We start from the raw sequence: 22,861 nt of genomic DNA on the forward strand, positions 1-22,861 counted from the left end.
TCAACGGAGGGGAACGGGGCGGAAGGAATAAAGAAGGGTGCGGCCTGCCGATATGTTGCAGTTCGATGAACTTTGCAGATCGGGCAGCTTCCTATGCAGCGGATTTAGCATCCATCCGGTGCGGTGACGACAGCAGTGCAATGATTGACGATTCGCTTGCAGGGAACAGCACACGCATTGCGTGCCGGCTCAGTTGGAGGAGCGCTCATGTTCAGCATCGACTTAAACACTAGGCTCTCGAGCGCCCTGCAGCGCCTCACGAGCGGATCGTCCGGCCGCGTGTTCAAGGGCATGGCGACCCTCGCAATCGGCAACGGCCTGGCAAAGATCGTTGCGCTGCTCTCGATTCAGGTTCTCACGCGGATATACAGCCCCGAGCACTTCGGCGTCCTGTCGGTCTTCACCGCCCTGCTTCTGATCCTGACCCCCTTGGTCACATTGCGCTATGAGCTGGCCGTCCCGCTGCCGAGCAAGGACGGCGCTGCGGTCACCCTCATGGCGGTTTCGATGGGCCTGTTGCTGGCAATGACGGTTCTCATCGGGACCGTGCTCTGGCTGGCCGGCCCTTCCCTGCTGGCACTGGCCTCGATGGAGGTGCTCACACCCTACCGAGGCTTGCTGGTAGCCGCCCTCTTCCTGGCCGGCTTGTATGAAGTGTTGCTGATATGGGCTGTTCGCAGGCGCGCCTACCCACGCATTGCACGCACGCAACTGCAGCAGAGTGTGGTGGGCGCGATCGCCAAGATCGCGTTGGGATTGGCGGGCCTGATGCCGATTGGCTTGCTAATTGGGCAGGTTGCCGGTGCCTGCGCGGGATTGACTACGCTGGTCCGTACGTTCAGCGCGGACATGCGGCGCAACTGGCGCCATGTCACGCCACGACGCGCATACACCATGCTTCGGCACTATCGCAGCTTTCCGTTCTACCGCTTGCCTTCGCAGCTATTGCAGACCTTCTCCAGCCAGTCTCCGCTGCTTTTGACCGCAGCGCTGTACGACGCCAGCACCACCGGCCAGCTCGGCCTAGCCCTGATGACATTGGCGCTACCGATGCAACTCCTTGGCTATACCACCAGCAAGGCGTACTACGCGGAAATCGCGTCGCTGGGCCGCAAGCGGCCGACAGACATACGCAACGTGACTCGGTCAGTCGTCAAGCGGCTGTTCGCCTTGTCCATCGCACCGACCCTGGTGCTACTGGTATTCGGAGAGCGGCTGTTTACCCTGGCATTTGGCGCCCAATGGGAATTGGCTGGAGAGCTGGCGGCGATCCTGGCGATCTACCTGCTGTTCCAGTTCATCCACGCACCTGCGTCGCACCTGCTGTCACTGTTCGAGCGCCAACGCCTGTTGCTCATGCTGAACGTGCAGCGATCGATTTTGACGGTCGCCTGCTTCTCGGTTGCCCATCTGATCGACCTGCCGATCACATCGGTGGTGCTGATCTATTCGGTACTGCTCTCGATGCATTACCTGTTCAGCTTGGTGATGGCGTTACGTGTGATACCGCGCGAGGCGCACTGACCGCGCGAGGACCATCGCCCTCGCCTGATCGATGCGCGCGGCCGCTCAGGGCTCGCGCTTGAGTTCGTTCCAACCCGATACGCGGCGATTACCGGACAGCGCATTGCGCAACAGATAGAAGAAGAACACCGGGATCCCCACCGCGTAGCGCTTGAACAGCCGGCGGGGCTCAATGAGCATCCGGAACGCCCATTCCAGCCCGAACTTGCGAAAGAACAGCGGTGCCCGCGGGAAGCGCTGGGCTGCGAAATCGAGGATGGCGCCACCGCAGATCAGCAATGCACGCCCTTCCATGGCCTGCTGCAAATAGAGCGCAACCTGTTCCTGCTTCGGCATTCCCATCGCCATCACGATGATCGGAAAGCGACCCGGCACATGGTGCGCCTGGTAGAACTTCAGATAATCCTCGGCATGCCGGAACCCGTCGATGGCATGAAATTGCCTTCCGCCGAACAGCGCTTCCGCCCCCTCGCTGAGCCAAGGCTCGCGAGTCCCCATGGCAAACAGTTCGTACTGATCCGTTGACCGACCTACCAGCTCGTTGATGAGATCGGGGATGAAGTCCGATCCGTTGAGATTGGCTTTCGGGTCGACACCGTTGAACTGGCACGCCAACTTGACCCCGATCCCGTCTCGCAGCAGATAGTTGACCTGCATGAAACTCTTGAGCACCGCTGGATTGCGCTGAGCGATGTTGTAGCCATGCTGGTTGAGAAAACCAAGGATGGTCGGGGATTCACGTCCTTTAAGCTCGGCCATGAACGCGGCGATCTCCACCTCGTCCAGTAGTTTCAGCTTCCCTATGAGAGGGTCCATTCCTCTGGCAAGCGGTTTTTTCATAAGGATTTCTCTGTCTGCATTTCAAAAGGGTGTCGTCGGCCGCCAAACGGGCTGACCGACGCTGGACCGTTACGGGGAAATTGCCAAAGCACCGCGGAACAATGCATGCCGCTTCAGGACAAACGAAGCAGTGCGGAAATGGCACCCCTTCCCCAACGGGTTAAAAAAGGATGTGAAATGACAAGGTCACCTGGCAATTCCAAGAACCGGACAATAACGACCCTCCTCGGACTCTTGCTTACCGTCGGAGGTGCCGCAAGCGAGGCAAAAAATATTGATCTGATCGGCCTGAATGTAGGCGGAGCCGCATTCTCCAGCGGCCACCTGCCAGGAAAATACAATACAAACTATTTCTTCCCCTCGGCTAACTACCTTCAAAAGTGGAAAGACCAAGGTATTGAAACCGTTCGTTTCCCGATTCTCTGGGAGCGACTGCAAAGCGAACTGAATGGCGATCTGGAAGAACCTTACGCCAAACTGATCGATACCTTTCTCGATCAAGCCGCCCAGCACGACATGCAAGTCATCCTGGACATTCATAACTATGGCCGGTATCGCAAGAAGATCATTGGCACACCCGAAGTACCGATCTCGGCTTACAGTGACTTTCTCGGACGGGTCGCGCACCGCTGGAAGGATCACGATGGTCTTTACGCCTACGACATCATGAACGAGCCCCATGGTGCGGATAAGTATTGGCCAACCGCCGCACAAGCGGGCATCGACGCCATTCGCCAACACGACACGCATCGCCCTTTGCTGATCGAAGGCAACTTTTGGTCCAGTGCCTATAAATGGTCCAAGTTCAACGACCCGTTGCTGCAATTGAAAGACCCCTCCGACAATTTGATCTTCTCCGCGCATCTTTATCTGGATAAGCACGGCAACGGCCAATATAAGGAACCGCTCGAGGACGACTTCGACACAATGCTGGGCGTCAAACGCGTTACGCCTTTCATCGAATGGCTAAAGAAGAACGGCAAACGAGGCCATATCGGTGAGTTCGGCATTCCTGCGGATGAGCCGCGCCTGCTCGAAGCGATGGATAACCTGCTTGCGCACCTGCAGAAGAACTGTATCCCCTTGACCTATTGGGCCGCGGGATCGGCATGGGGTAAATACAAGCTTTCTATCGAACCCGCTAAAGATGGCACTCAGCGCCCACAATGGGACGTTCTTCGCAAGTATGTCGGCAAGGGCAACTGCAGCAGAATCGGCCCTGATGCAGGCTGAATTTCACCGGGAATCGACCTTCATCGGCCGATTCCCGCCTGCTCAAATCTTGGTCACCGAGGACAACGGAAACCACTTGGCAATCATCGCCTTTACCTTGCTCGCCAGCCGCCGCTTCAAGCTATAGCCCTTGCGTACCGCACTGGACTTTAGGTTGTGCAACTGGCCAGGCACGTACATCTCGTTCGTTTCCAAGCAATAAACCGGCTTGCCGCTGAGCTTCATAATCTCGACGGCCTGCTTCTCCTCGCTCTCGACGAACAAACGGGTCTCAGGATGCTTGGCGTACACCTCGGCCTTGAACCGGCCGTGAATGCCAAGCCGACGCCGCTCCTCTGCCGATGGCAGATCCAGCATATGCAAAGTCCCGTATTCCACGCCATTGCGCGCGAGCCATTCCTCGGTCTCGGCGCGATAGAGCTCCAGCCGACTCGTCACGAGATGCGCTACCTTCACAGAGGGAATGAACAGCGGCCGGGTGCATGCAAGGAATTCGCGGTATTTCGGGCCGTCATCATTCTGCTCTTCGACGGGATCGACACAGAGCACACCATCAATGTCGAGGCAGGCGTGTTTCAGAAACTCGTGATGCATGATGTTCCACTCGAACACACGCGGTTGCTCAACCAGCTCTAGGTGAACATCGACGAGATGCTGGTTGCGGCGCTCGGCGAATACAGCCATCGTCACTACGTCTTTTTCGAAAATGGCCTTCACTTGGGCCAACGCAGCATTCATCGACTTCGCCGAGGAAATACTGTCGTCGACGAGCAGAATCTTCCGCGCATCCTGCGGTTTGGCCAGAGTGGCGTGCTTATAGCTACGCGTCGTACCCCGTTTCAGATCATCGTTGCGCAGGAACGAATAAAGATCGGTCAGCGGAAGGTTCTGCTTCAACGCAATGATGCTGGCGACCAGCATGCCACTTCGGGGAATGCCAACCACCAGGTCGATGTCCGCCGGTATCCGGCCGGCATAGACATTGGTCAGCTGAGACAGATGACTAAGGCTTCGGTAATTCATTGAACACGCTCCTGCGCCCTGTTCTTGTTTGGATCCCACCAGGCAGAAAACCGACTTGCCCATCAGCGCCCCAAGGAGGCGCGCAACATCTTGGTATGGGTATGCACGTAGTGCAGCACATACAGCGCGAATGCATTCAGCGCCGAGTAATTGAGGAAACGCTTGCGGATATCCATGTCCTCGCGGATCGCCTCGAACCGGCGTTTGTGTGAAACGCCAGTCGTATCGAATATGCACAGCGGAAACGACAACTGCATGACATCCCGCTGCAGGTCTAGCCCCTGCAGGAATTCCAGCAACAAGCAATAGTCGGCGGACAACTTGTAATCGAGGCGGAAGGAATAATCACGCAACCGCTCGTTTTCGAAATACATGGTCTGATGGCTGGCGGGTAGGCCCAGCGGAGCACGCTCGATTGGTCGCGCCGTAACCGGCTCAAGCGAGCCGTCTGCATGTTTACGGTTGAAATCCCCATAAATGAACTTCGGCGCAACGGGTGCGCGTTCGAGTTCCGCATTGATTCGTTCCAATACGTCTGGGCCGCCAAGGCAGTCGCCACTATTGAGGAACAAGGTATATCCCGGCGTTTCTACAGCACGGAGCCGACCCTTGTTCATGGCATCGTAAATACCCTTATCGGGTTCGATGGTGATCTCGGCGTGGGGATCGTTCAAAGAACGGAGCCATTCACTACTGCCGTCTTTCGAAGCGCCATCGATAACGATCCAGCGAAAGTTGCGATAAGTCTGGTTGACCAGGCTCTTGTAAGTGTCCTTGAGGCCCTCCAGGTTATTCCAGTTTATAGTTACGATACTGAAACTGACCATAATCCACCTGCCCCGGGTTTAACGTGAAAGAAGAATCCGCGCGTTGCATCTTGGCGTAATAAACGAAGAACGCCGCTGCCATGCCGTAAAGATCGCCTGCGAAGGTCAGGCCATTGGACAGCATGAAATTCATCATGCCGAACACGAAGGCGATCTGGACCGAGGACAATAACGCCCCCTTGTTCGGCACCTGTCGCATAAGCCAGAGATAGCCGAAGTAATAGATGAGCAGCACGGCCAATGCCATGAACCCATAGCGGTAATAGACGCCGAAGATGCCGACATCCGAGAGATAGAAGTGCGAGTTGTAGACGGCCGAGAAGCCACCTTGCCACTGCAGCGATAACGCACCCATGCCGATGAAGTTATTTTCCCGGATCGCATCGATGATGGTTGCAACCGTTAGGTCACGGACACCCGGGCCGGAGGTGGCTTCGAACAGCAAGGCGTGAAAACGCTCGTACTGGGCGATATAGAACTCAGGTACCAGGAAGTAAGAAATACCCAGCATCACGATGCCAAGGATGCTCATCTTCATCAGCGAATCGATGCGCTTGCGGAAGATCCACAGGCCGGCGATCCCCCAAACCAGCATGGTCTGGCGGGTCTGCATCACCAGCCAGAGGTAGGCGACCAGATATAGCAGGATCAACACCTTCGTCGTGGTCACGCGCTCACGCAGGTTGTACATAAGCATGAACGCGGAGATGGTGACGAACGCCGAGCCGATGCGATAGCGGTCAGGACGTAGCAGATCTTCGTACTGGGTCCAGTCGTCGACAGTGAACGAGGCCACCGTGTTCTGCGGGATGATGCCCAGGTAATAACAAAAGCCGAACGTGGCACAGATTAGCGCCACGTAAAGGAAATACTTGCCCAGCTCTTCCTCGGTCGGCTTCGCCATGATCAACAGAAACAGCACAGGGAAGAACACCAAATACTCGAAGAATCGCCGTTCCTCGAGCAAGCCATAGACCAGTGGCTGGCCAAAATTGAGGTATGCCAAGCTGGCGGACAGCAACGGCAGGCAGACGCCCATCCAGATGATCCACAAGCTGGTCCTGGACTGGTAGACCCATTTCCACACGACGAAGAGGCAGGTAGTCGCCCCGATCACCACCAACAGGAAGAGTTCACGCAGGTAGGGAACACCGGCCCGCTTGTCGTCCGTCAAAAAGAAACAGGCGGAATTCAGCAAGAGCAGGATGAACAGCAAATTCTTGTACGCCAGCACTTTCCTTAACAAGCGGCTTCCCCAATTTCCAAGTTGACGTAGCGAACAGCGAACCGACCGCGAGGCGTGCCGCCCGGGCGCAATCCTGGCGCCAGGGTCCGCGTGCCATGGATGGACAACAACGAGTCGTAAAAGGTCCATGCGCCATGCACGCAATGGCTGGCTTTGGCTCCCAAGACCCGGTCAGCGCCACTTCCAGCCGAGTGATCTGGCGTCAGAGCGCCAGGCCCGGCGGAACCGGGCGACCGACACACTGAACGCGTACCGTCGCCGATTCGAGACTCAGTGACGAGCCTTGTCCTGGTTCTCGACGAACCAGCGATACGCGTCGCGCAGCCCATCCTCCAGGCTGATGGTCGATTGCCAACCCAGCGCTTTGAGGCGCGACACATCCATGAGCTTGCGGGGTGTACCGTCGGGTTTGCTGCTGTCGAAGATCAGCTTGCCCTGATACTCGGTCACGCGCGAGATGGTTTCGGCCAGCTCCCGGATGCTGCAATCGACGCCGGTGCCAACGTTGATGTGCGAGAGCATCGGCTGGGTGTGGGCCTGATAGGTCTCGTCATCCAGCTCCATCACGTGCACGCAGGCGGCTGCCATGTCATCCACATGCAGGAACTCGCGCTGCGGCTTGCCACTGCCCCAGATCACCACTTCGTCGTCGCCACGCTGGGTGGCTTCATGGAAGCGCTTGAGCAGTGCCGGTACGACATGGCTGTTTTCCGGGTGGAAGTTGTCGTTCGGCCCGTACAGGTTGGTCGGCATCACGCTGCGGTAGTCACGGCCGTACTGGCGGTTGTAGCTCTCGCACAACTTGATGCCGGCGATCTTGGCAACCGCGTAGGGCTCGTTGGTCGGCTCGAGCACGCCCGTGACCAGGGCCTCTTCTTTCATCGGCTGCTCGGCGAACTTCGGGTAGATACACGAGGAGCCGAGGAACAACAACTTCTGCACATTGTTGCAATGCGCGGCGTGGATGATGTTCGCCTCGACCATGAGGTTCTGATAGATGAACTCGGCCGGATAAGTGTTGTTCGCGTAGATGCCGCCGACCTTGGCCGAGGCCATGTAGACCTGATCGATCGGCGTCTCGGCGAAGAAGGCGTTCACGGCCGCCTGGTCGACCAGATCGAGCTCTTCCCGGCCGCGCGTGATGATATTGGTGTAGCCCAGGGCCTGGAGGCGTCGGACGATGGCCGAGCCCACCATGCCGCGATGCCCCGCGACGAAAATGCGTGCGTCACGATTCATGTCAATTCTCCAATGTCACTGGAATTTCGAAGCCGTGCTCTTTGAGCAAGGCGTGCCGCCGGGCCACCTTCAGGTCCTCGCGGACCATCTCGGCGCACATTTCCTGCACGCTGATTTCCGGTGTCCAGCCAAGCTTTTCTTTCGCACGGGTCGGGTCGCCGAGCAGCGTCTCGACCTCAGCGGGGCGGAAGTAGCGTGGATCGACGCTGACGACCACATCACCCGGACGGAGTGCCGGCGCCATGTCGCCCGCGACACTGTCGACGATGGCACGCTCATCCACGCCGCTACCTTCGAAGCGCAGCTGGATACCCAGCTCGGCCGCCGACCACTTGATGAATTCACGTACCGAGTACTGCACGCCCGTGGCAATCACGAAGTCCTCGGCCTGCTCCTGTTGCAGCATCATCCATTGCATGCGCACGTAATCCTTGGCGTGGCCCCAGTCACGCAGCGCGTCCAGGTTGCCCATGTACAGGCGCTTCTCCAGACCCTGGGCGATGTTCGCCAGGCCACGGGTGATCTTGCGGGTCACGAAGGTCTCGCCTCGGCGCGGCGATTCGTGGTTGAACAGGATCCCGTTGCAGGCGTACATGCCATAGGCCTCACGGTAGTTCACCGTGATCCAGTATGCGTACAGCTTGGCCACGGCATATGGCGAGCGCGGGTAGAACGGCGTGGTTTCCTTCTGCGGAATCTCCTGCACCAGGCCATACAGCTCTGAGGTGGAGGCCTGGTAGAAGCGCGTCTTCTTTTCCAGCCCCAACAGGCGGATGGCCTCGAGGATGCGCAGCGTGCCCATGCCGTCGACGTCGGCGGTGTACTCGGGCGACTCGAAGCTCACCGCAACGTGCGATTGCGCGCCCAGGTTATAAACCTCATCGGGTTGGACTTCCTGGATGATGCGCGTCAGATTCGACGAATCCGTCAAGTCGCCGTAGTGCAGTACGAAGTCCTGGCTCTGCTCGTGGCGATCCTGATAGATGTGGTCGACCCGCTGGGTATTGAACAGCGAAGCGCGGCGCTTGATGCCGTGCACCTCGTAGCCCTTTTCCAGCAGCAACTCGGCGAGGTAGGAACCGTCCTGCCCCGTGATGCCCGTGATCAACGCTTTCTTTCGTTCCATGTTGCTACCTATGTTAGTCGTCGAGAGAGGAAATCAAATTCAGCGGTCAGCTCGACCGAACGCTGCGAATTGCCATCTGGAGGCGCTCGATGAAGCCGACGCAAATCACCGGCAGTGAGGGAAATTTGTAGAAGAAGCGGTAGGTGTCGTACTGCGTCCGCGGCGCGCTCAGCGTGGCGGGATCGACCTCGGCCGTGTCGATCAGCGAGATGCCCTCGCCCGCTACGTCATGCAGCACGCTCAGCTCCATGGGCTTCATCGAGAGGCTGAAGCTGCACAGTCCCGGCTTGGTCGTACGCGTCAATTGCAGGCCGCTGCGGCAAGGCTTGCAGCCGAACAGATTGACGGTGAAGTCATGGTTGGCGAGCTTCGGGTTCAGGCGCTTCAGCGTGCCGGGCGACAGCTCGCAAAAGGCGTCATAGACGGCCAGCGATGCTTCGAAGCGAGGAAACTGGTAGTCGATACGCTGCTGCTGAATCGGTACCTGGAAGCGCGACGAGGCGATATAAAAATGTTCGCCCGGGTCACCGAAGTTGGTCGTCAGCGAACGGTACGGGTAAACGAAATACAGGTCGCGGCTGATGATGTAGGCGTTATACAGCTTCAGCCAAGACGACTCCGGCCAGCTGCGAATGTCGCCAGGGATACCGTCGATGCGAGTGATATCCGTGCCATTGCCTTCGAGCCACTGGCGGAACCCCTGCCAATGCGAACGCGACCAAGCCTGACCCCAGGACGCCGCGAGCTGCATGAAATGCACATCTGACTCGCCATCGTCGATCGGGGTGAATGGCAGATTGGCGGTCTGGTTGAACTGCTGGCTGTACAGGCTGATACCGGCCACGCGTGGCTCATCAGCATAGAAGGTCAGCGCCCTGGACGTGTACTCGTAAAAGTGCGGCGACACGAAAAGGTCGTCCTCGAGCACCAGTACGTCGCCGTACTCCTCGGTGAGATCGCCGCAGGCCAGGACGTGATTACGAAGCCCCATCCGCTTCTCGCGATGGATGACGCGTTTTTCACCATGTGGCCAGTCGTAAGCCTCGGCGACACGCAAGGGTTCGAGCGTGCCCGAGTTATCCAGGCTGATCACCAGCCGGATGTCCCCGGCGGGGTAATGCGCCTTGCTCAGCGATGCCAGCAGCCGAGAAAGGCTCTTGGGCCGGTTGTAGCCGATGACGACGATAGTGGGCAGGTTTGCTGTCATTGAGAAATCCATACCGCGTGAACTAAACGGGTTGCGAATCGGCAGTGGCCGATTCTCCAAGGCGCCTGTACCAGCGTCGCGCTGCAATCGTGACAATCGCCACCAGAGACGAGTAAATCACGATGCTCGCCGCGGCGAAGGCCTGAACGGTAGCCAGCGCCTGGCCGACCACCACTGCACCACCAAACAGCGCTACCAGGCGCAGACTGGTACTGAACACTTCGAACAGCAGGAAACGACCCTGCAACGAGAGTGCCGGCACCGCGACCACACAGGGCCGGGAAATGAACACGACATACTCCGCCAGAGCCATCCAGCGGGCGAACTCGCCAGCCACATGCCACTGCTCGCCGAAGACGAACGAGAACAGCCAAGGGCCGAAGATCACCACGATCGAGAACGGCACCAGGCCGACCAACCCCAGCGCTGCCGTCGCCTTGACCAGCATCGCCGCGACCGGCTCGCGGTCGTGTATCGCACGAGTGATGCGCGGGTAGTACACGTCAGCCACCGACTTGCCGATCATGTTCGTGGGCATGGTCAACGCTTGCCGGCAGAGGGCGAAGAAGCCGGCCACGGCGGGGCCGAAGAACGCAGCGAGCACCAGCGTCGGCAGGTGTTGCGATGTCGCGTTGATCAGCATTACTGGCGCGCGATAGAGCGGAAAATCACCATGCCGCCGCGCAAGTTCGCGCAACGAAGCACGGTTGTCGCTTTCCGCCGCTGCGTGATTGTCGCTATGCGGCTTGGCACGCAGCAGCGTCAGGCCGAGCATGGCGGCATGCAGGGCTTGTTGCAGCGCCGTGGTGCAGACCAGCACCAGAGCAGACGACTGAACCAGCCCTGCGACGGTCCGCAGGGTGTTGAACAGCAACGAGTGGCCAACCGCCACGCTTGCGGTGATACGGAACCGCTGGGTGCGGAACAGCCATTGCTGGCAGATCTCCAGCGCCGCGGCGCTGAACATCACCAGCGGAATCAGCATCAGGTACGGCTGAATGATGCCGATCTCCAGCCGCGCCGCGATCTCATCGCCGAACAGGCCCAGCACCACTGCAACCAGCAGCGTGAGCAAGGTGGCGACCAGTAGCGACAGTCGGACCAGACCACGGGCATCGCCGTCGCGCTTGGGCAGCACGATGGCGATCGGATAGGTCAGCGCCGCGACCGGTATCAGCATCATGGTTACGCTGAGAAACGTGCCCAGTACGCCATAGGCCTCGGGACCGTAGATGCGCGTGATCACAGGCATGAAGGCCAGCGTGAGCGCCTGCGCCCCCGCAGTACCGCTGACTACCGTGACGATGTTGCGCAACAGCCGGCTGCGCAGGCTGCCCTGCAGCAAAGCCGAGAGCCGCTGTGAAATCGGCATGCTTTGCTGGCCGCTGGTCTGGTCGAGGCTGCTCACCGGGACGCGCGCTCCGTTCAGGCCTGCACCGGCTGACGGCCGACGCCGTAGTAGCTGAAGCCTTCACGCTTCACCTGGTCGCGGTCGTACTGGTTACGGCCATCGATGATCAACGGCGTATTGAGCAGACGCTTGAGCGCTCGGAAATCCGGGCGGCGGAACGGCTTCCACTCGGTCACGAGCACTAGCGCATCGGCGTCGATGGCCGCTTCGTACTGACCTTCGACGATCTGCAGCTTGCCCTCGGCAAACCAATTCTCCGGAAACTCGCGGCGCGCGGTCTCGCGGGCGACCGGATCGAAGGCCCGTACCTTGGCGCCCGCATTGATCAAGCTGTTGATCAGCACCACGCTCGGTGCTTCGCGCATGTCGTCGGTGCCCGGCTTGAAGGCCAGCCCCCAGACCGCGAAGGTGCGCCCTGCCAAGTCACCGGTGAAGTGGGTGGACAGCTTGTTGAACAGCGAATGCTTCTGCTGGTCGTTACGCGCTTCCACGGCCTGCAGAAGCTTGGGCTCGAAATCGTTCTGGTGCGCAATGTTGATCAGCGCCTTGACGTCTTTCGGGAAGCAAGAGCCGCCGTAGCCGCAGCCGGCGTAGATGAAGTGGTAGCCGATACGTTCGTCCGAACCGATGCCCAGGCGTACGTTCTCCACGTCCACGTCCAGGCGCTCGCAAAGGCTGGCGATCTCATTCATGAAGGAGATCTTGGTCGCCAGCATGGCGTTGGCCGCGTACTTGGTCATCTCGGCATCGCGCACGCCCATGAACATGGTCCGCGGGCGGTTGCGGATGAACGGTGCGTAGAGTGCGCTCATGACCTGGCGGGCATGGTCGTTATCGGCACCGATGACGATGCGATCCGGGTGCATGAAATCGTCGACCGCCGCGCCTTCCTTGAGGAACTCGGGGTTGGAGACGACCGAAAATTCGATGTCCAGCCCGCGCGCCGCAAGTCGCTCGGCGACTGCTTCGCGGACCAAATCGGCGGTACCGACCGGCACGGTGGACTTGTTCACCACGATGGCAGGCGCGGTCAGGGTGTCGCCGATCTGCCGGGCCACCTCGAGCACGTAGCGCAGGTCAGCCGAGCCATCCTCACCGGGGGGCGTACCCACTGCAATGAAGAAAACCTCGGACTGCTCAACCGCTTCGCCCAGCGAGGTGGTGAAGTGCAGGCGACCGGAGGAGTGGTTCTCGACCACGATGTCTTCGAGGCCCGGCTCGTAAATCGGCAGAATGCCCTGCTTCAGGTTTTCGATCTTGGTTTTGTCGACGTCGACGCAGTAGACCGTGTTGCCCATTTCGGCGATACAGGCCCCGGTCACCAGACCCACGTAGCCGGTTCCAACAACGGTAATGTTCATAGCAACTTTCCTCGAGTCAGACGTGATACGGGCGCGCCAGGGCTCGACCCGAAGGTGGCCGCTGGCAGAAATCGTTGATGAAGGCAGCAATCAAGCCGGGCCTCGGTGACCGCGTTGCGGTACCGGGCCTGGCGATTCTGGCGAGCCGGGTTAGACCGTCTGCTCGCTGTAGCCGTAGTGGTCGTAATAGCCACGGAACTGACCGTTCTTGCGGGCCTTTTCGACGTCCACGTGGTTTAGCACTACGCCCGTGATCGGAGCGCTGCTGTTCTGCAGCTGGCTGACGCCCTTCTGCACGTGCGGAATCAGCGTGCTGTCGGACTTGACCACGTAGATAACCGCGTCGGCCAGCTTGGACAGAACGGCGGCGTCGCTCACGGCCTGGCTCGGCGGCGAGTCGATGATGATGCGGTCGTAGCGCGCCTTCAGGGCCTCGATGAGTTTGGCAAAGCGCGGCGAGGACAAGAGCTCCAACGGGTTGGACGGCACGGCGCCCGCAGCGATCATGTCCACATTACCGACGGTCTGGATGCAATCTTCGAGCTTGGCGTTGCCACCAATGAGGTTGACCAGGCCGGGCGTGCCCTGCTTGAAGTCGAAGGACTTGTCCAGTGTGGCGCGGCGCAGGTCCGCATCGATCAGCAGCACGCGGTGCAACTGCCCCATCGCGAAGGCCAGGTTGGCCGACACCGAGCTCTTGCCTTCGCCCGGCGCGGTGGAGGTGATCACCAGCACTTGGCGCGGCTGGCCGGTTTCGCTCAGCAGCAGGTTGGTGCGAATGGTCCGCACGGCCTCGCAGAAGCGTTTGTCGCCGCTGCGTTCGAACAGATGGCTGACCTCCTTGCGCAGCTTGCGCGGTACCTGCGGGACGATGCCCATCACCGGCAGATTCAGCTTGCCTTCGACCTCTTCGGAGCTCTTGAAGGTATTGTCCAGAATCTCGCGGATGATCGCCTGGGCAATACCCAGAACAAGCGCCAGGAAGATCGCCACCGCCATGATGAGCGTGCCGTTAGGCGCCGAAGGCTCGGCCGGCGGGATGGCTTCGTCGACGATCCGCGCATTGGTAGTGCTCAGGTCGGACGTCGCAGTGGTTTCCTGCAAGCGGGTCATGAAGGTGTCGTACAGGGCACGGTCGCTCTCGACCTGGCGCTGCAGGTCACGCACCTTGAACTCCTTGCGGGAGATGTCCTGGATGCGGCCCTTGTTCTCGTTGAAGGACGCCTTCAGCGAATTCTCGTTGGCGACAGCGAGCTGATAGTTGCGCTCGATGCTCGCAACGACCTGCTCGACCTGCTGGCGCAAGCTGGCGGTGGCGGCATTTAGGTCGGAACGAGCCGATACCATTGCCGGGTGGCGATCGCCATAACGACGCGACAGATCCTCTACACGTGACCGGGCATGTGCCTGGTCTGCCTTGAACTGCTGGATCAGCGGGTGACCGAGCACAGCCGGCACGCTGGCCAGACGCTCCCAGCCCTGGCTGCGCATGGATTCGACCTGGCGATACTGGCTCTCGGCCTCGGCACGCTGGCGACGGGCGTCGATCATGCGGTCGCCGGTCAACGACAGCTCGTTGGCGCTGATGGTGCTCACACCTTCGAGATCAACCAGCCCCTCGGCATCCAGGTATTCCTGCAGGCGATCCTCGGAAGCCTGCAGGTTCTCACGCAGGGACACCAGGCGATCATTCATCCAGCTCGCCGCAGTCATCGACATGTCGACCTTGGCTTCGAGCTGAGCTTCGATGTAAGCCTGTGCCAGCTGATTGGTAGCCTGGGCGGCCGTCAGGCGATCCGCCATGGATACCGACAGGTAAACCAGCTGGCTCTTGCCTTCGACCCATACCGACGTGCGCTCCATGAACGTGCGCGTCGCGTAATCCATGATCTGGGCTTCGGTGTAGGGCTCCTTTTCCTCGCCGGTGATGCTGCGCACGATCGCGCCGATATCCACCAGCGGCTTGGACACCTGGCGCAGGTCGAACTCAGGGTGCTCGGTGAGGTTGAGGTCACGCACCACCCTGGCGGCAACGCCGCGGCTCTGCATCAGGCTCAGCTGCGTCTGCAGGTATTCGCTGAGTTCGGTGCGAGCGTCAGGCGTCGGCTGGAACGACAGCACCGGCGTCCCCTTGTGTTCGATCAACACCGTGGCGACGGATTTGTAGATCGGCGTCATGCGCGCGACCAGGACCGCGGCCAGGATGGCGACCGCGGCCACCAGCAGGACGATGCCCCACTTGCGTGACCAGATCGCATGCCAGATCTTTTTCAGATCGATGAAATCGCTGTCAGCGGCGGCCCCTGCTGGGCGCTGCCACGGTCGATCCGGGCGGATTGGGCTGTTCATCAGAAGAATCCTTCGTCGATGTTGATCGTGTCACCGGGGCGAACCGGGGTGTCCATGTCTGCTTTCTCTGCCGTACGCCCGCCTTCGGCGCTGCGCACGATGGTCATGCGGCGTGTCGATGCGCGCTCGGTGAGACCACCAGCCAGTGCGATCGCGCGATCCAGCGTGAGCCCGGGCTGATAGGGGTAACCGCCGGGGCTCTTGACCTCGCCGGAGATGTAGAACTCGCGATAGTTGACGACCGAGACCGAGACACGCGGATCGATCAGGTAGCCGTCCTTGAGCTTCTGTACCAGGATGTCTCGCACCTGGCCGGGGGTCTTGCCGTTGGCATTCACCTCACCGAGGAACGGGAAGGTGAAGGTGCCGGCGTCGGTCAGGCGAATTTCTTCGAACGACAGGTCCGGCTCGCCATGCACGCTGACGCGAATGATGTCCCCCGAGCCCAACTGGTACTGGGCGGCGTTGGCGCCAGCGGTGAACGCCAGCATCAACAGTAAGAACAGGCATTTGAACGGGTTGCGATGACACATGTTTGGCTTCTCCATGATCCTGGTGGACGTCCTGCCTGGTTCAGAGACTCAGGTCGAAACTCAGCAGATAAACGTTGCGGTCGTAGGTTTCGCTGGCGAAGCTCGAGTCGTTCTCGGTCCGCATGTACGCGAGGGTCACGTCGATCCAGCGATCCGGCGACCAGATCAGGCCGGCGCGGTAGCGACTGCGGTCGTCGTCCCGGCCGATCCCCTTGTACTCACGATCTTGGAAGCGGTACTCCAGCTCGGTGGCGATACGCGAGGTCCATTCGTGGTTCCAAATCGCTTCGGTAGTCCAGTCATTGATGGTGCTGGCGCCGTCATCACCTTCGTCGAAGGCGCGGCGGGTGTTCAGCCTGAACGTGGAGTAGGTACGCGGGTTGTAGGTGACACCGACTTCCCACATCGGGCTGGTGAAGTCTTCGCGATCGTTACTGTCGAAGTTCTTGCGCTCGGCACCCAGCTTGATGCTGCCGGAGGTCTTGGAGGTCGCTTCCCAGGTCATACCGCCGAGCAGCGCGACGTTGGTGCTGTCGCGGCGGGCACTGGAGAGCTTGTAGTCATGGTCGGTGTGGCGAACTTCCACCAGTGAGCGCGTCGTGCCGCCCAGGCGATGGAACCAGATGGAGTTGAGCATCAGGCTGTCGCGGTCTTCGGTAGCGTTGATGTTGCCACTGTTGTGATAACGCCACTGGTCGTAGTGGGCGCCGAACTCAAGCTGGTTGCGCGCGGTACGGGCGCCGAAACGATAGGCCGCCTGGGCGATCTTGCGGCTGTACTTGTCGTTCTCGGTCTCGATCTCAGTGTCCGCCGTCTCCTCCACGCGGTGGTAGGAGAGCCCCCAGCTGAGTCGATGCCGCGAGGTGAACTCCAGAGCGCTGCGCAGCCGCAGGTGGTGGTCGGTGTTACTGGCATCCGAGTCGGAATGGAAGATGTCGCTGTTGAAGGAATACTCGAGTTCGTATTCGCTGTTCCGGTTACCGGTGCCCAGCAGGAAGGTCGGGTTGATCCCGGTCACCCAGGAGGACTGCTCGTTATCGGAGAGCCCGCGGAAATTGTCGTCATAGCTTTCGCGCACGATCAGCGTAGGAGTGAACTCGAAACCACCGATGCGAATGTCCTGGGGATCGTTTGCCGCCCAGCTGTTTCCAGCGGCAAGGCAAAGTAGCGATACACCTGGAAGCGTGATGTTCCTCATATGGAATCCCTTCTCGGAGATAGATTGTTGTTCATGCCTGCGACCCTGACCACGACGCCTGGCCGATGTGAGGTGGCATAGACACGCAACAGACCGCAAATATCCCCGACAGTTGCAGTTTCTTTGCTCGACGCGTGGCATTGGGATTAATCGCTCCGACTGATCCGCTCTGGCCCCATGGATTCAGGCACGCTACCGCCCCAGGATTCGGCCCCTGTGGCATGAATGCTTCCATCCCGGAACGATGACAGACCTCACCCGTACAGCGCCCAGGGGCGCAGGCAGGTGAAACGTTCGTATCGTTCTTATTAGAAAGGCAAAGCCGTGCCCCGCTTCTGGAGAGCGGGCTGCACGTTGGCGAGACTGACCTGCACCTGCTGTTCTCGATTGAGCATGTTCAACAGCAACATCACTCGCTCTTCCCCATCCATGGAGAGAAAAATCGCATCCAGGTCGGCACCACCGCCGATGCGGACCTGTACCGCATCACCTGGATTGAACACCGCCACGGATTCGCCCCCTGCGCAGCGTGCCTTCAGTTGCTCGATGATCCCGTGCTGCACCCGGCAGGGCTGGCCGCAAAAGGACACCACGCGATTGACGCCACGCGTCGAGCGCAGCGGCATCCAGTTGTCGCCCTCCTCCATGCGGATGAACACATAGCCGGGAAACAGTGCCTGCTCAAGCAGCCTCAACCGGCCCGCACGCATACGCTGCGCGGTGAAGGTCGGGGCGAAGCACTCGAACGCTTGGCGCTGCAGATGCTCCAGCGCACGCCCGTCCTGGCGCGGTTTGCATTGCAATAGGTACCAGGACCCATCGGGCGTTTCGGTATGTCTATCCACAGCTTTCGCGTAGCCTCCAAACCACCGGCGCTCGATGCGCAATCCGTCCCGTGGGCCGCCCTAGACAGGGTCAGGCGCCCTTTCTGGACCCGGATGCAATCGCGGAGTTCCGCAGCGAGTGGCGCCGGGCGCCCGATAACAGCCGCACACGACGAAACAGCCCGCGCCAGGCCTGGCCTGAAGCAGGTGTAACAAGGCGTTTCGTCTGTTGGAATCGGTGGAGGCCCACCCGCACCTACGCTGTCAGCGGCGCTCGATGCGGTCTGGATGGATGAGGATGCGGCCCTCTTTGTAGAGGCCGCCGATGGCCTTCTTGAAGTTGCCTTTGCTGACACCGAAGTGCCGTGCGATCTCGTCGGCAGGCGACTTGTCGCTAAAGGGCAGCGTGCCGCCACTTTCCTGCAGCCTCTGAAGAATCAGGGCCTGCAGCGCATCGCCCGCCTCACTGCCTACTGGCTGCAAGCTGAGACTGATTTTGCCGTCCGGCCGTATTTCGCGGATGAAACCGCGCTCGCTCATGCCGCTGCGCAGGAATTTGAAGGCTTCGTTCTTATGGATCAGCCCCCAGTGCCGGCCATTGATGATGGCCTTGTGGCCCAGCTCGGTCGCCTCGGCCACGAGCAGGTCGACGGGCTCGCCGACGCTGTAGCGAGGCGGGGTCTTATCGAGGTAACGATCCAGACGCGCGGTGGCCGTGATGCGCCGCGTGTGCTTGTCGAGGTAGACGTATACGACGCAGTAATCGCCTTCGCGCAGCGGGCGCTTTTCCTCCGAATGCGGCATCAGCAGGTCCTTCGACAGGCCCCAATCGAGAAACAACCCGACCCGGTTGATCTCCTTGACCTTGAGGCTTGCGAACTCGCCAACCTGAACCTTCGGCTTCTCGGTCGTGGCGATTATCCGGTCGTCGCTGTCGAGGTAGACGAACACGTTCAGCCAGTCGTCGACTTCGGTGGGCAGGTTCTTCGGCACGTAGCGATTGGGCAACAGGATTTCGCCATCCGGCCCACCGTCGAGGTAGAGGCCAAACCCGGTGTGCTTGACGATTTGCAGGCTGTTGAAGCGCCCGATGGCTGCCATAAGAAAGGTCCTTTGATCGAAGCCGGCGATTCTAGCAGGGCGCCCGTGATCGGCGCCGTTCCTCGATGGGCGCGGCGCCGTCCTTCATCGGGGCAGTGCGTAGGCGATCACTGCATCGCCCGCCTTGGTGCCGAGCGAGCCGTGCCCGCCTGCCACCACCACGACCATCTGCCGACCCGTGCGGCTGAGGTAGGTCATGGGGGTGGCCTGGCCGCCAGCGGGCAGCCTCCACTTGGCGAGCTCCTTGCCGGTGGTGACGTCATAGGCGCGCAGGTAGTAGTCCAGCGTGCCGCTGAGGAACGCCACGCCACCGGCTGTCAGCATCGGCCCGCCAAGGCTCGGCACGCCCATCTTGAAGGGTAGCGGGACAGGCGCGCGGTCTCGCACGGTGCCGTTCTTGCGCATCCAGTGCGTGCGCCCGGTGCGCAGGTCCGCACCCGCCACGTAACCCCACGGCGGCGCGATGCAGGGCAAGCCGATGGGCGAGACGAAGGGTTTCAGCTCCACCGCGAAGGGCGCGCCGAAGTTTTCGTTCAGGTGAGGCTCACTGTCCGAGACGTAGGTGGCCTCGTCGTTCTCACGAGGAATCAGCGTAGAGGTGAACGGCAGGTACGCTGGCGTGCTGAAGACCATCTGCCGCACCGGATCGACCGCTACGCCGCCCCAATTGAATACGCCGAAGTTGCCCGGATGAACCAACGTGCCCTGGGTGGAAGGTGGCGTATAGCGCCCTTCGTAGCGCAGGCCGTTGAACTGGATATGGCACATCATCTGGTCGATGACGGTCGCGCCCCACAGGTCCTTGTCCTCGAGCCTCGGCGGTTTGTAAGTGAGCGCGGACACCGGCTGCGTCGCAGCGGCCTCGTCACCTTTGGCCGCTCCCTGCGGAGCCGGCACCTCTTCGACGGGCAACACGGGCTCGCCGGTGCGCCGGTCGAGTACGTAGATGTCGCCCTGCTTGGTGGGCGCAACCAGCGCCGGCACCATACCGCTACCGGTGTCGATATCGACCAGGCTCGGTTGGGCCGGCACGTCCATGTCCCACAGATCGTGATGCACGGTCTGGAAGACCCAGCGCAGCGCTCCGGTCTCGATGTCCAGCGCCACGATCGACGAGGAGAATCGTTCGGTGTTCTCGCTGCGATTACCGCCCCACTGGTCCGGCAGCTGGTTGCCCAGCGGAACGTAGACCAGACCGAGCGCTTCGTCGGCACTGGAAATGCTCCAGTTGTTCGGCGTGCTTTCGCTGTACGTTTCATTTTCCGGGATCGGCTCGGTCCGCTCGGGGTTGCCAGGGTCCCAGTTCCAAAGGAGTTCGCCGGTCAGGGCGTCATAGGCGCGAATCACGCCGGACGGCTCGTTGACCGACACATTGTCATTGACCGCACCGCCGATGATCACCCGCCCGCGCGCCACGACCGGCGGCGAGGTGGAATAGTAAAAGCCCTCTTTGACGTGCGGCATGTTCGCCCAAAGGTTGATGGCGCCGTTCTCGCCGAATCCTTCGCAGACCTGGCCGGTATCGGCGTCGAGTGCAATCAAGCGGGCATCCGCAGTGGGCATGTAGAGCCGCTGCCGGCAGACCTGCTCGGCGGGGGCGGCCTCGTCCAGGTGATAGGCCACGCCGCGGCAGGTCTGGTGCTGCCGGTTGGTCGATTGCGGCACCTGGGGATCAAAGCGCCAGCGCTCCTGCCCGGTTTCGGCATCGAGTGCGATTACCAGGTTGTGCGGCGTGCACAGGTACAGGCTGTCGTCGACTTTCAGCGGCGTGACTTCGTAGGTGGTCTCCTCCGGGTCACCGGGGCGGCGCTGGTCGCCAGTGTTGAATTGCCACACTTTCTCGAGCCGGCCGACATTGCCTGGATTCAACTGATCCAGCGGCGAATAGCGCGTGCCGTGCTGGGTTCGGCCATAGGCGTGCCAGTCTCCGTCGGGCACCTTATCTACGCGTGCCGGGGACTGTGCGAGGGGCGGCGGCAGCATCCCCTTGAAGTCATGACTATCGGTGGCAAGCGCCTGGATGCCAGCGGCGCCCCAGAGCGCCACCGCAATCATCAACGGAATGGCGCTGCCGCCCCAGGCGCGCGCGCCGAAGTGCAGCCAACCCAGACGCTGCGCAACCCAGGGCATCAACAACCAGAGACCGAATGGCACGATGATGCTGCCGCGTGGCGCGAGCTGCCACCAATCGAAGCCGACCTCGTACAACGCCCAGCCCAGCGCGCCCAGCATGACCAGCGCATAGACCCAAAGCGCTGCACGGCGCCTGGCCAGCAGCAACCCGCCCGTCAGCAGGAAGCCTACCGCCAACACGGCGAAATACCAGGTCCCGCCCAGGGCAATGACCTTCCACCCGCCGACGGCGAGCGCAAGACCGAGAATGATGCACAGCACAGCGCTGATGACGACCGCCACGACTCCTCCCTTGTTCTTGTTATGGGCATGCCGTGATGCTGCCGGCAAGCCGGATGAACGACCGCTCGCAGGCGATCACCCTCTGTTGACCGGCCGTCGCCCTGAATGCTCCCGGACGCCATGCAAAAGTTTCTGCTCAGCAGCAGCCGTCGCTGCGCCATGCCCTGAAGCGCATGGCATCCGAGCGACCGCAAGGGAACGCGCGGCGCTGACAATTTCGAGAAGACAATCGAACAATAATTGACCAAATCTGTATAATGGCCGGTTCGACCGACCACCAGGAACCCAACGAATGGCCACCAAGACCACTTCCGCCAAACGCAAACCCGAACCCGCCAGCGAAACCAGCGAGTCTCTCGCCGAGCAGATGGCGGCGTTTCTCAAGGCCGGCGGCGAGGTCCAGAAGATTCCTACCGGCGTTAGCGGCCAGACTCAAGGCCCGTCGCGCCAGATCACCATCAGCCGCAAGTAATTCTTCACCAGACGACACATCTCCAGACCGCACTGGCGAGCCCATCCCGGTAGGCTCGCCCGGTTTTCTCCGCTGCACAGTCATTCAATCCCGCCGAGCCGCCATGACCGAACCCACCCGCCTGTCCAAACGCCTGGCCGAACAGCTCGGCTGCTCACGCCGCGAGGCCGAGCTCTACATCGAAGGCGGCTGGGTCAGCGTGGACGGGGAAATCGTCGAGGCGCCGTTCTTCAAGGTGCTCGACCAGCGCATCGAATTGCTACCTGGCGCGAGCGCTGCCGAAGTGCCGCCGGTGACACTGCTTTGGCACAAACCAGCCGGCATGCCCTGCCCTAGCGACGCGGGCCCGATCTACCAACAGCTGGCCAAGGCGCCGCGCTGGAGCGCCGACGATGCGCGCCAGACCGTGCGCGACCGTCATTTCGCCCGGCAGACTCTTCTCCTGCCCTTGGCGAGCGAAGCCAGCGGGCTGCTGGTCTTTAGCCAGCAGCGCGAGGTGATTCGCGCGTTAACCGCCACGCGCACCCCGCATGAGCACGAATACATCGTCGAGGTCAGCGGCGACGCGAAACCCGGTGCGCTGGAACGCTTAGGCAAGGGCATCACCCACCGCGATGGCTTACTTCAGGCCAAGGCCAGCTGGCAAAGCGAAAACCGGCTGCGCCTGGTAGTGAAGGCTCACCAGCCGGGTGACCTGAAGCTGATGTGCGAAGCCATGGGGCTGCAGATGTGCGCCTGCAAGCGCATCCGCGTTGGCCGCCTGTCCATGGCGAAGCTGCCCATCGGCGAGTGGCGCTACCTGGGCGAGCACGAGCGTTTCTGACCGCTCGGTTCGACAATCGCGCCCGCCTCGTTCGCGCCACGTCCAATACCACCCTATGCTTGTCTTGCTGCCCGGCGGATGACACCACCGCGGCAGCCACCGCTGGTAC

At 60.9% G+C, this 22,861-nt stretch carries 19 protein-coding genes; 4 read left to right on the forward strand and 15 right to left on the reverse strand.

Features of this window, described 5'->3' with window-relative positions; all coding sequences use genetic code 11:
• The first annotated feature begins 207 nt into the window (after positions 1 to 207).
• The gene (locus M1D78_RS14940; RefSeq protein ID WP_437420776.1) at positions 208 to 1,524 is read left to right on the forward strand and encodes a lipopolysaccharide biosynthesis protein; all 1,317 of its coding nucleotides are present in this window, start codon (positions 208 to 210) and stop codon (positions 1,522 to 1,524) included.
• Positions 1,525 to 1,569: 45 nt separating this feature from the next.
• Here the strand turns inward: M1D78_RS14940 and M1D78_RS14945 are convergent, their stop codons facing one another.
• A complete protein-coding gene (locus M1D78_RS14945; protein WP_437420777.1) occupies positions 1,570 to 2,364 on the reverse strand; it encodes a WecB/TagA/CpsF family glycosyltransferase in 795 nt (264 codons plus the stop codon).
• A gap of 105 nt (positions 2,365 to 2,469) precedes the next feature.
• On the opposite strand from M1D78_RS14945, the gene M1D78_RS14950 reads away from it, so the two are divergent.
• Positions 2,470 to 3,597 (forward strand): glycoside hydrolase family 5 protein, encoded by a 1,128-nt coding sequence (locus M1D78_RS14950; RefSeq protein ID WP_437420778.1) that lies wholly within the window; start codon positions 2,470 to 2,472, stop codon positions 3,595 to 3,597.
• A gap of 42 nt (positions 3,598 to 3,639) precedes the next feature.
• Here M1D78_RS14950 and M1D78_RS14955 read toward each other — a convergent pair whose 3' ends face one another.
• The 14 genes from M1D78_RS14955 to M1D78_RS15020 form a co-directional block, all read right to left on the reverse strand.
• On the reverse strand, positions 3,640 to 4,683 hold the full coding sequence (locus M1D78_RS14955; RefSeq protein WP_437420779.1) for a phosphoribosyltransferase family protein: 1,044 nt from the start codon (positions 4,681 to 4,683) through the stop codon (positions 3,640 to 3,642).
• A complete protein-coding gene (locus M1D78_RS14960; protein ID WP_437420780.1) occupies positions 4,683 to 5,447 on the reverse strand; it encodes a glycosyltransferase in 765 nt (254 codons plus the stop codon). Before M1D78_RS14960 ends, M1D78_RS14955 begins: the two co-directional genes overlap by 1 nt.
• On the reverse strand, positions 5,410 to 6,693 hold the full coding sequence (locus tag M1D78_RS14965; RefSeq protein ID WP_437420781.1) for a hypothetical protein: 1,284 nt from the start codon (positions 6,691 to 6,693) through the stop codon (positions 5,410 to 5,412). The genes M1D78_RS14960 and M1D78_RS14965 overlap by 38 nt, the downstream gene beginning before the upstream one ends.
• Positions 6,694 to 6,963: 270 nt before the next feature.
• Entirely contained in the window at positions 6,964 to 7,932 is a 969-nt protein-coding gene (gene fcl / locus M1D78_RS14970) for a GDP-L-fucose synthase (RefSeq protein WP_437420782.1), read from the reverse strand.
• A gap of 1 nt (position 7,933) precedes the next feature.
• A complete protein-coding gene (gmd, locus tag M1D78_RS14975) occupies positions 7,934 to 9,058 on the reverse strand; it encodes a GDP-mannose 4,6-dehydratase (RefSeq protein WP_437420783.1) in 1,125 nt (374 codons plus the stop codon).
• Positions 9,059 to 9,104: 46 nt separating this feature from the next.
• Positions 9,105 to 10,265, reverse strand: a complete 1,161-nt coding sequence (locus tag M1D78_RS14980) for a glycosyltransferase (RefSeq protein ID WP_437420784.1) — start codon at positions 10,263 to 10,265, stop codon at positions 9,105 to 9,107.
• A gap of 22 nt (positions 10,266 to 10,287) precedes the next feature.
• Positions 10,288 to 11,673 (reverse strand): lipopolysaccharide biosynthesis protein, encoded by a 1,386-nt coding sequence (locus M1D78_RS14985; RefSeq protein ID WP_437420785.1) that lies wholly within the window; start codon positions 11,671 to 11,673, stop codon positions 10,288 to 10,290.
• Between the two features lie 17 nt (positions 11,674 to 11,690).
• On the reverse strand, positions 11,691 to 13,037 hold the full coding sequence (locus M1D78_RS14990) for a UDP-glucose dehydrogenase family protein (RefSeq protein WP_437420786.1): 1,347 nt from the start codon (positions 13,035 to 13,037) through the stop codon (positions 11,691 to 11,693).
• A gap of 150 nt (positions 13,038 to 13,187) precedes the next feature.
• A complete protein-coding gene (locus M1D78_RS14995) occupies positions 13,188 to 15,386 on the reverse strand; it encodes a GumC family protein (protein ID WP_437420787.1) in 2,199 nt (732 codons plus the stop codon).
• Positions 15,386 to 15,919 carry a polysaccharide biosynthesis/export family protein gene (locus tag M1D78_RS15000; RefSeq protein WP_437420788.1) on the reverse strand — a complete coding sequence of 178 codons (534 nt, stop codon included), beginning with the start codon at positions 15,917 to 15,919 and terminating at the stop codon, positions 15,386 to 15,388. The genes M1D78_RS14995 and M1D78_RS15000 overlap by 1 nt, the downstream gene beginning before the upstream one ends.
• Positions 15,920 to 15,959: 40 nt before the next feature.
• Positions 15,960 to 17,117 carry an outer membrane beta-barrel protein gene (locus tag M1D78_RS15005; protein ID WP_437420789.1) on the reverse strand — a complete coding sequence of 386 codons (1,158 nt, stop codon included), beginning with the start codon at positions 17,115 to 17,117 and terminating at the stop codon, positions 15,960 to 15,962.
• A gap of 308 nt (positions 17,118 to 17,425) precedes the next feature.
• Positions 17,426 to 17,962, reverse strand: coding sequence for a transcription/translation regulatory transformer protein RfaH (gene rfaH, locus M1D78_RS15010; protein WP_437420790.1), 537 nt, complete (start codon positions 17,960 to 17,962; stop codon positions 17,426 to 17,428).
• Between the two features lie 243 nt (positions 17,963 to 18,205).
• On the reverse strand, positions 18,206 to 19,042 hold the full coding sequence (locus M1D78_RS15015) for a CvfB family protein (RefSeq protein ID WP_437420791.1): 837 nt from the start codon (positions 19,040 to 19,042) through the stop codon (positions 18,206 to 18,208).
• Positions 19,043 to 19,126: 84 nt separating this feature from the next.
• Complete coding sequence (locus M1D78_RS15020; protein ID WP_437420792.1) at positions 19,127 to 21,457, reverse strand: glucose/quinate/shikimate family membrane-bound PQQ-dependent dehydrogenase; 2,331 nt, start codon at positions 21,455 to 21,457, stop codon at positions 19,127 to 19,129.
• A 292-nt stretch (positions 21,458 to 21,749) separates the two neighbouring features.
• Between M1D78_RS15020 and M1D78_RS15025 the strand changes: the two genes are divergently transcribed.
• Positions 21,750 to 21,929 carry a hypothetical protein gene (locus tag M1D78_RS15025; RefSeq protein ID WP_437420793.1) on the forward strand — a complete coding sequence of 60 codons (180 nt, stop codon included), beginning with the start codon at positions 21,750 to 21,752 and terminating at the stop codon, positions 21,927 to 21,929.
• A gap of 103 nt (positions 21,930 to 22,032) precedes the next feature.
• A complete protein-coding gene (locus M1D78_RS15030) occupies positions 22,033 to 22,752 on the forward strand; it encodes an RNA pseudouridine synthase (protein ID WP_437420794.1) in 720 nt (239 codons plus the stop codon).
• The last annotated feature ends 109 nt before the right edge of the window (positions 22,753 to 22,861 follow it).

The sequence above is a fragment of the Pseudomonas sp. SA195 genome (assembly GCF_054131565.1).

Excerpts from the sequence above, each read along its gene's own strand:
- gmd (WP_437420783.1), bottom strand. The coding sequence starts at position 9,058 with ATGGAACGAAAGAAAGCGTTGATCACGGGCATCACGGGGCAGGACGGT.
- M1D78_RS14940 (WP_437420776.1), top strand. The coding sequence starts at position 208 with ATGTTCAGCATCGACTTAAACACTAGGCTCTCGAGCGCCCTGCAGCGC.
- M1D78_RS14980 (WP_437420784.1), bottom strand. The coding sequence starts at position 10,265 with ATGACAGCAAACCTGCCCACTATCGTCGTCATCGGCTACAACCGGCCC.
- M1D78_RS14995 (WP_437420787.1), bottom strand. The coding sequence starts at position 15,386 with ATGAACAGCCCAATCCGCCCGGATCGACCGTGGCAGCGCCCAGCAGGG.
- M1D78_RS15015 (WP_437420791.1), bottom strand. The coding sequence starts at position 19,042 with ATGGCAGCCATCGGGCGCTTCAACAGCCTGCAAATCGTCAAGCACACC.
- M1D78_RS14945 (WP_437420777.1), bottom strand. The coding sequence starts at position 2,364 with ATGAAAAAACCGCTTGCCAGAGGAATGGACCCTCTCATAGGGAAGCTG.
- M1D78_RS14990 (WP_437420786.1), bottom strand. The coding sequence starts at position 13,037 with ATGAACATTACCGTTGTTGGAACCGGCTACGTGGGTCTGGTGACCGGG.
- M1D78_RS15030 (WP_437420794.1), top strand. The coding sequence starts at position 22,033 with ATGACCGAACCCACCCGCCTGTCCAAACGCCTGGCCGAACAGCTCGGC.
- M1D78_RS15025 (WP_437420793.1), top strand. The coding sequence starts at position 21,750 with ATGGCCACCAAGACCACTTCCGCCAAACGCAAACCCGAACCCGCCAGC.
- M1D78_RS15000 (WP_437420788.1), bottom strand. The coding sequence starts at position 15,919 with ATGTGTCATCGCAACCCGTTCAAATGCCTGTTCTTACTGTTGATGCTG.
- M1D78_RS14960 (WP_437420780.1), bottom strand. The coding sequence starts at position 5,447 with ATGGTCAGTTTCAGTATCGTAACTATAAACTGGAATAACCTGGAGGGC.
- M1D78_RS15005 (WP_437420789.1), bottom strand. The coding sequence starts at position 17,117 with ATGAGGAACATCACGCTTCCAGGTGTATCGCTACTTTGCCTTGCCGCT.
- fcl (WP_437420782.1), bottom strand. The coding sequence starts at position 7,932 with ATGAATCGTGACGCACGCATTTTCGTCGCGGGGCATCGCGGCATGGTG.
- M1D78_RS14955 (WP_437420779.1), bottom strand. The coding sequence starts at position 4,683 with ATGGGCAAGTCGGTTTTCTGCCTGGTGGGATCCAAACAAGAACAGGGC.
- M1D78_RS14950 (WP_437420778.1), top strand. The coding sequence starts at position 2,470 with ATGCCGCTTCAGGACAAACGAAGCAGTGCGGAAATGGCACCCCTTCCC.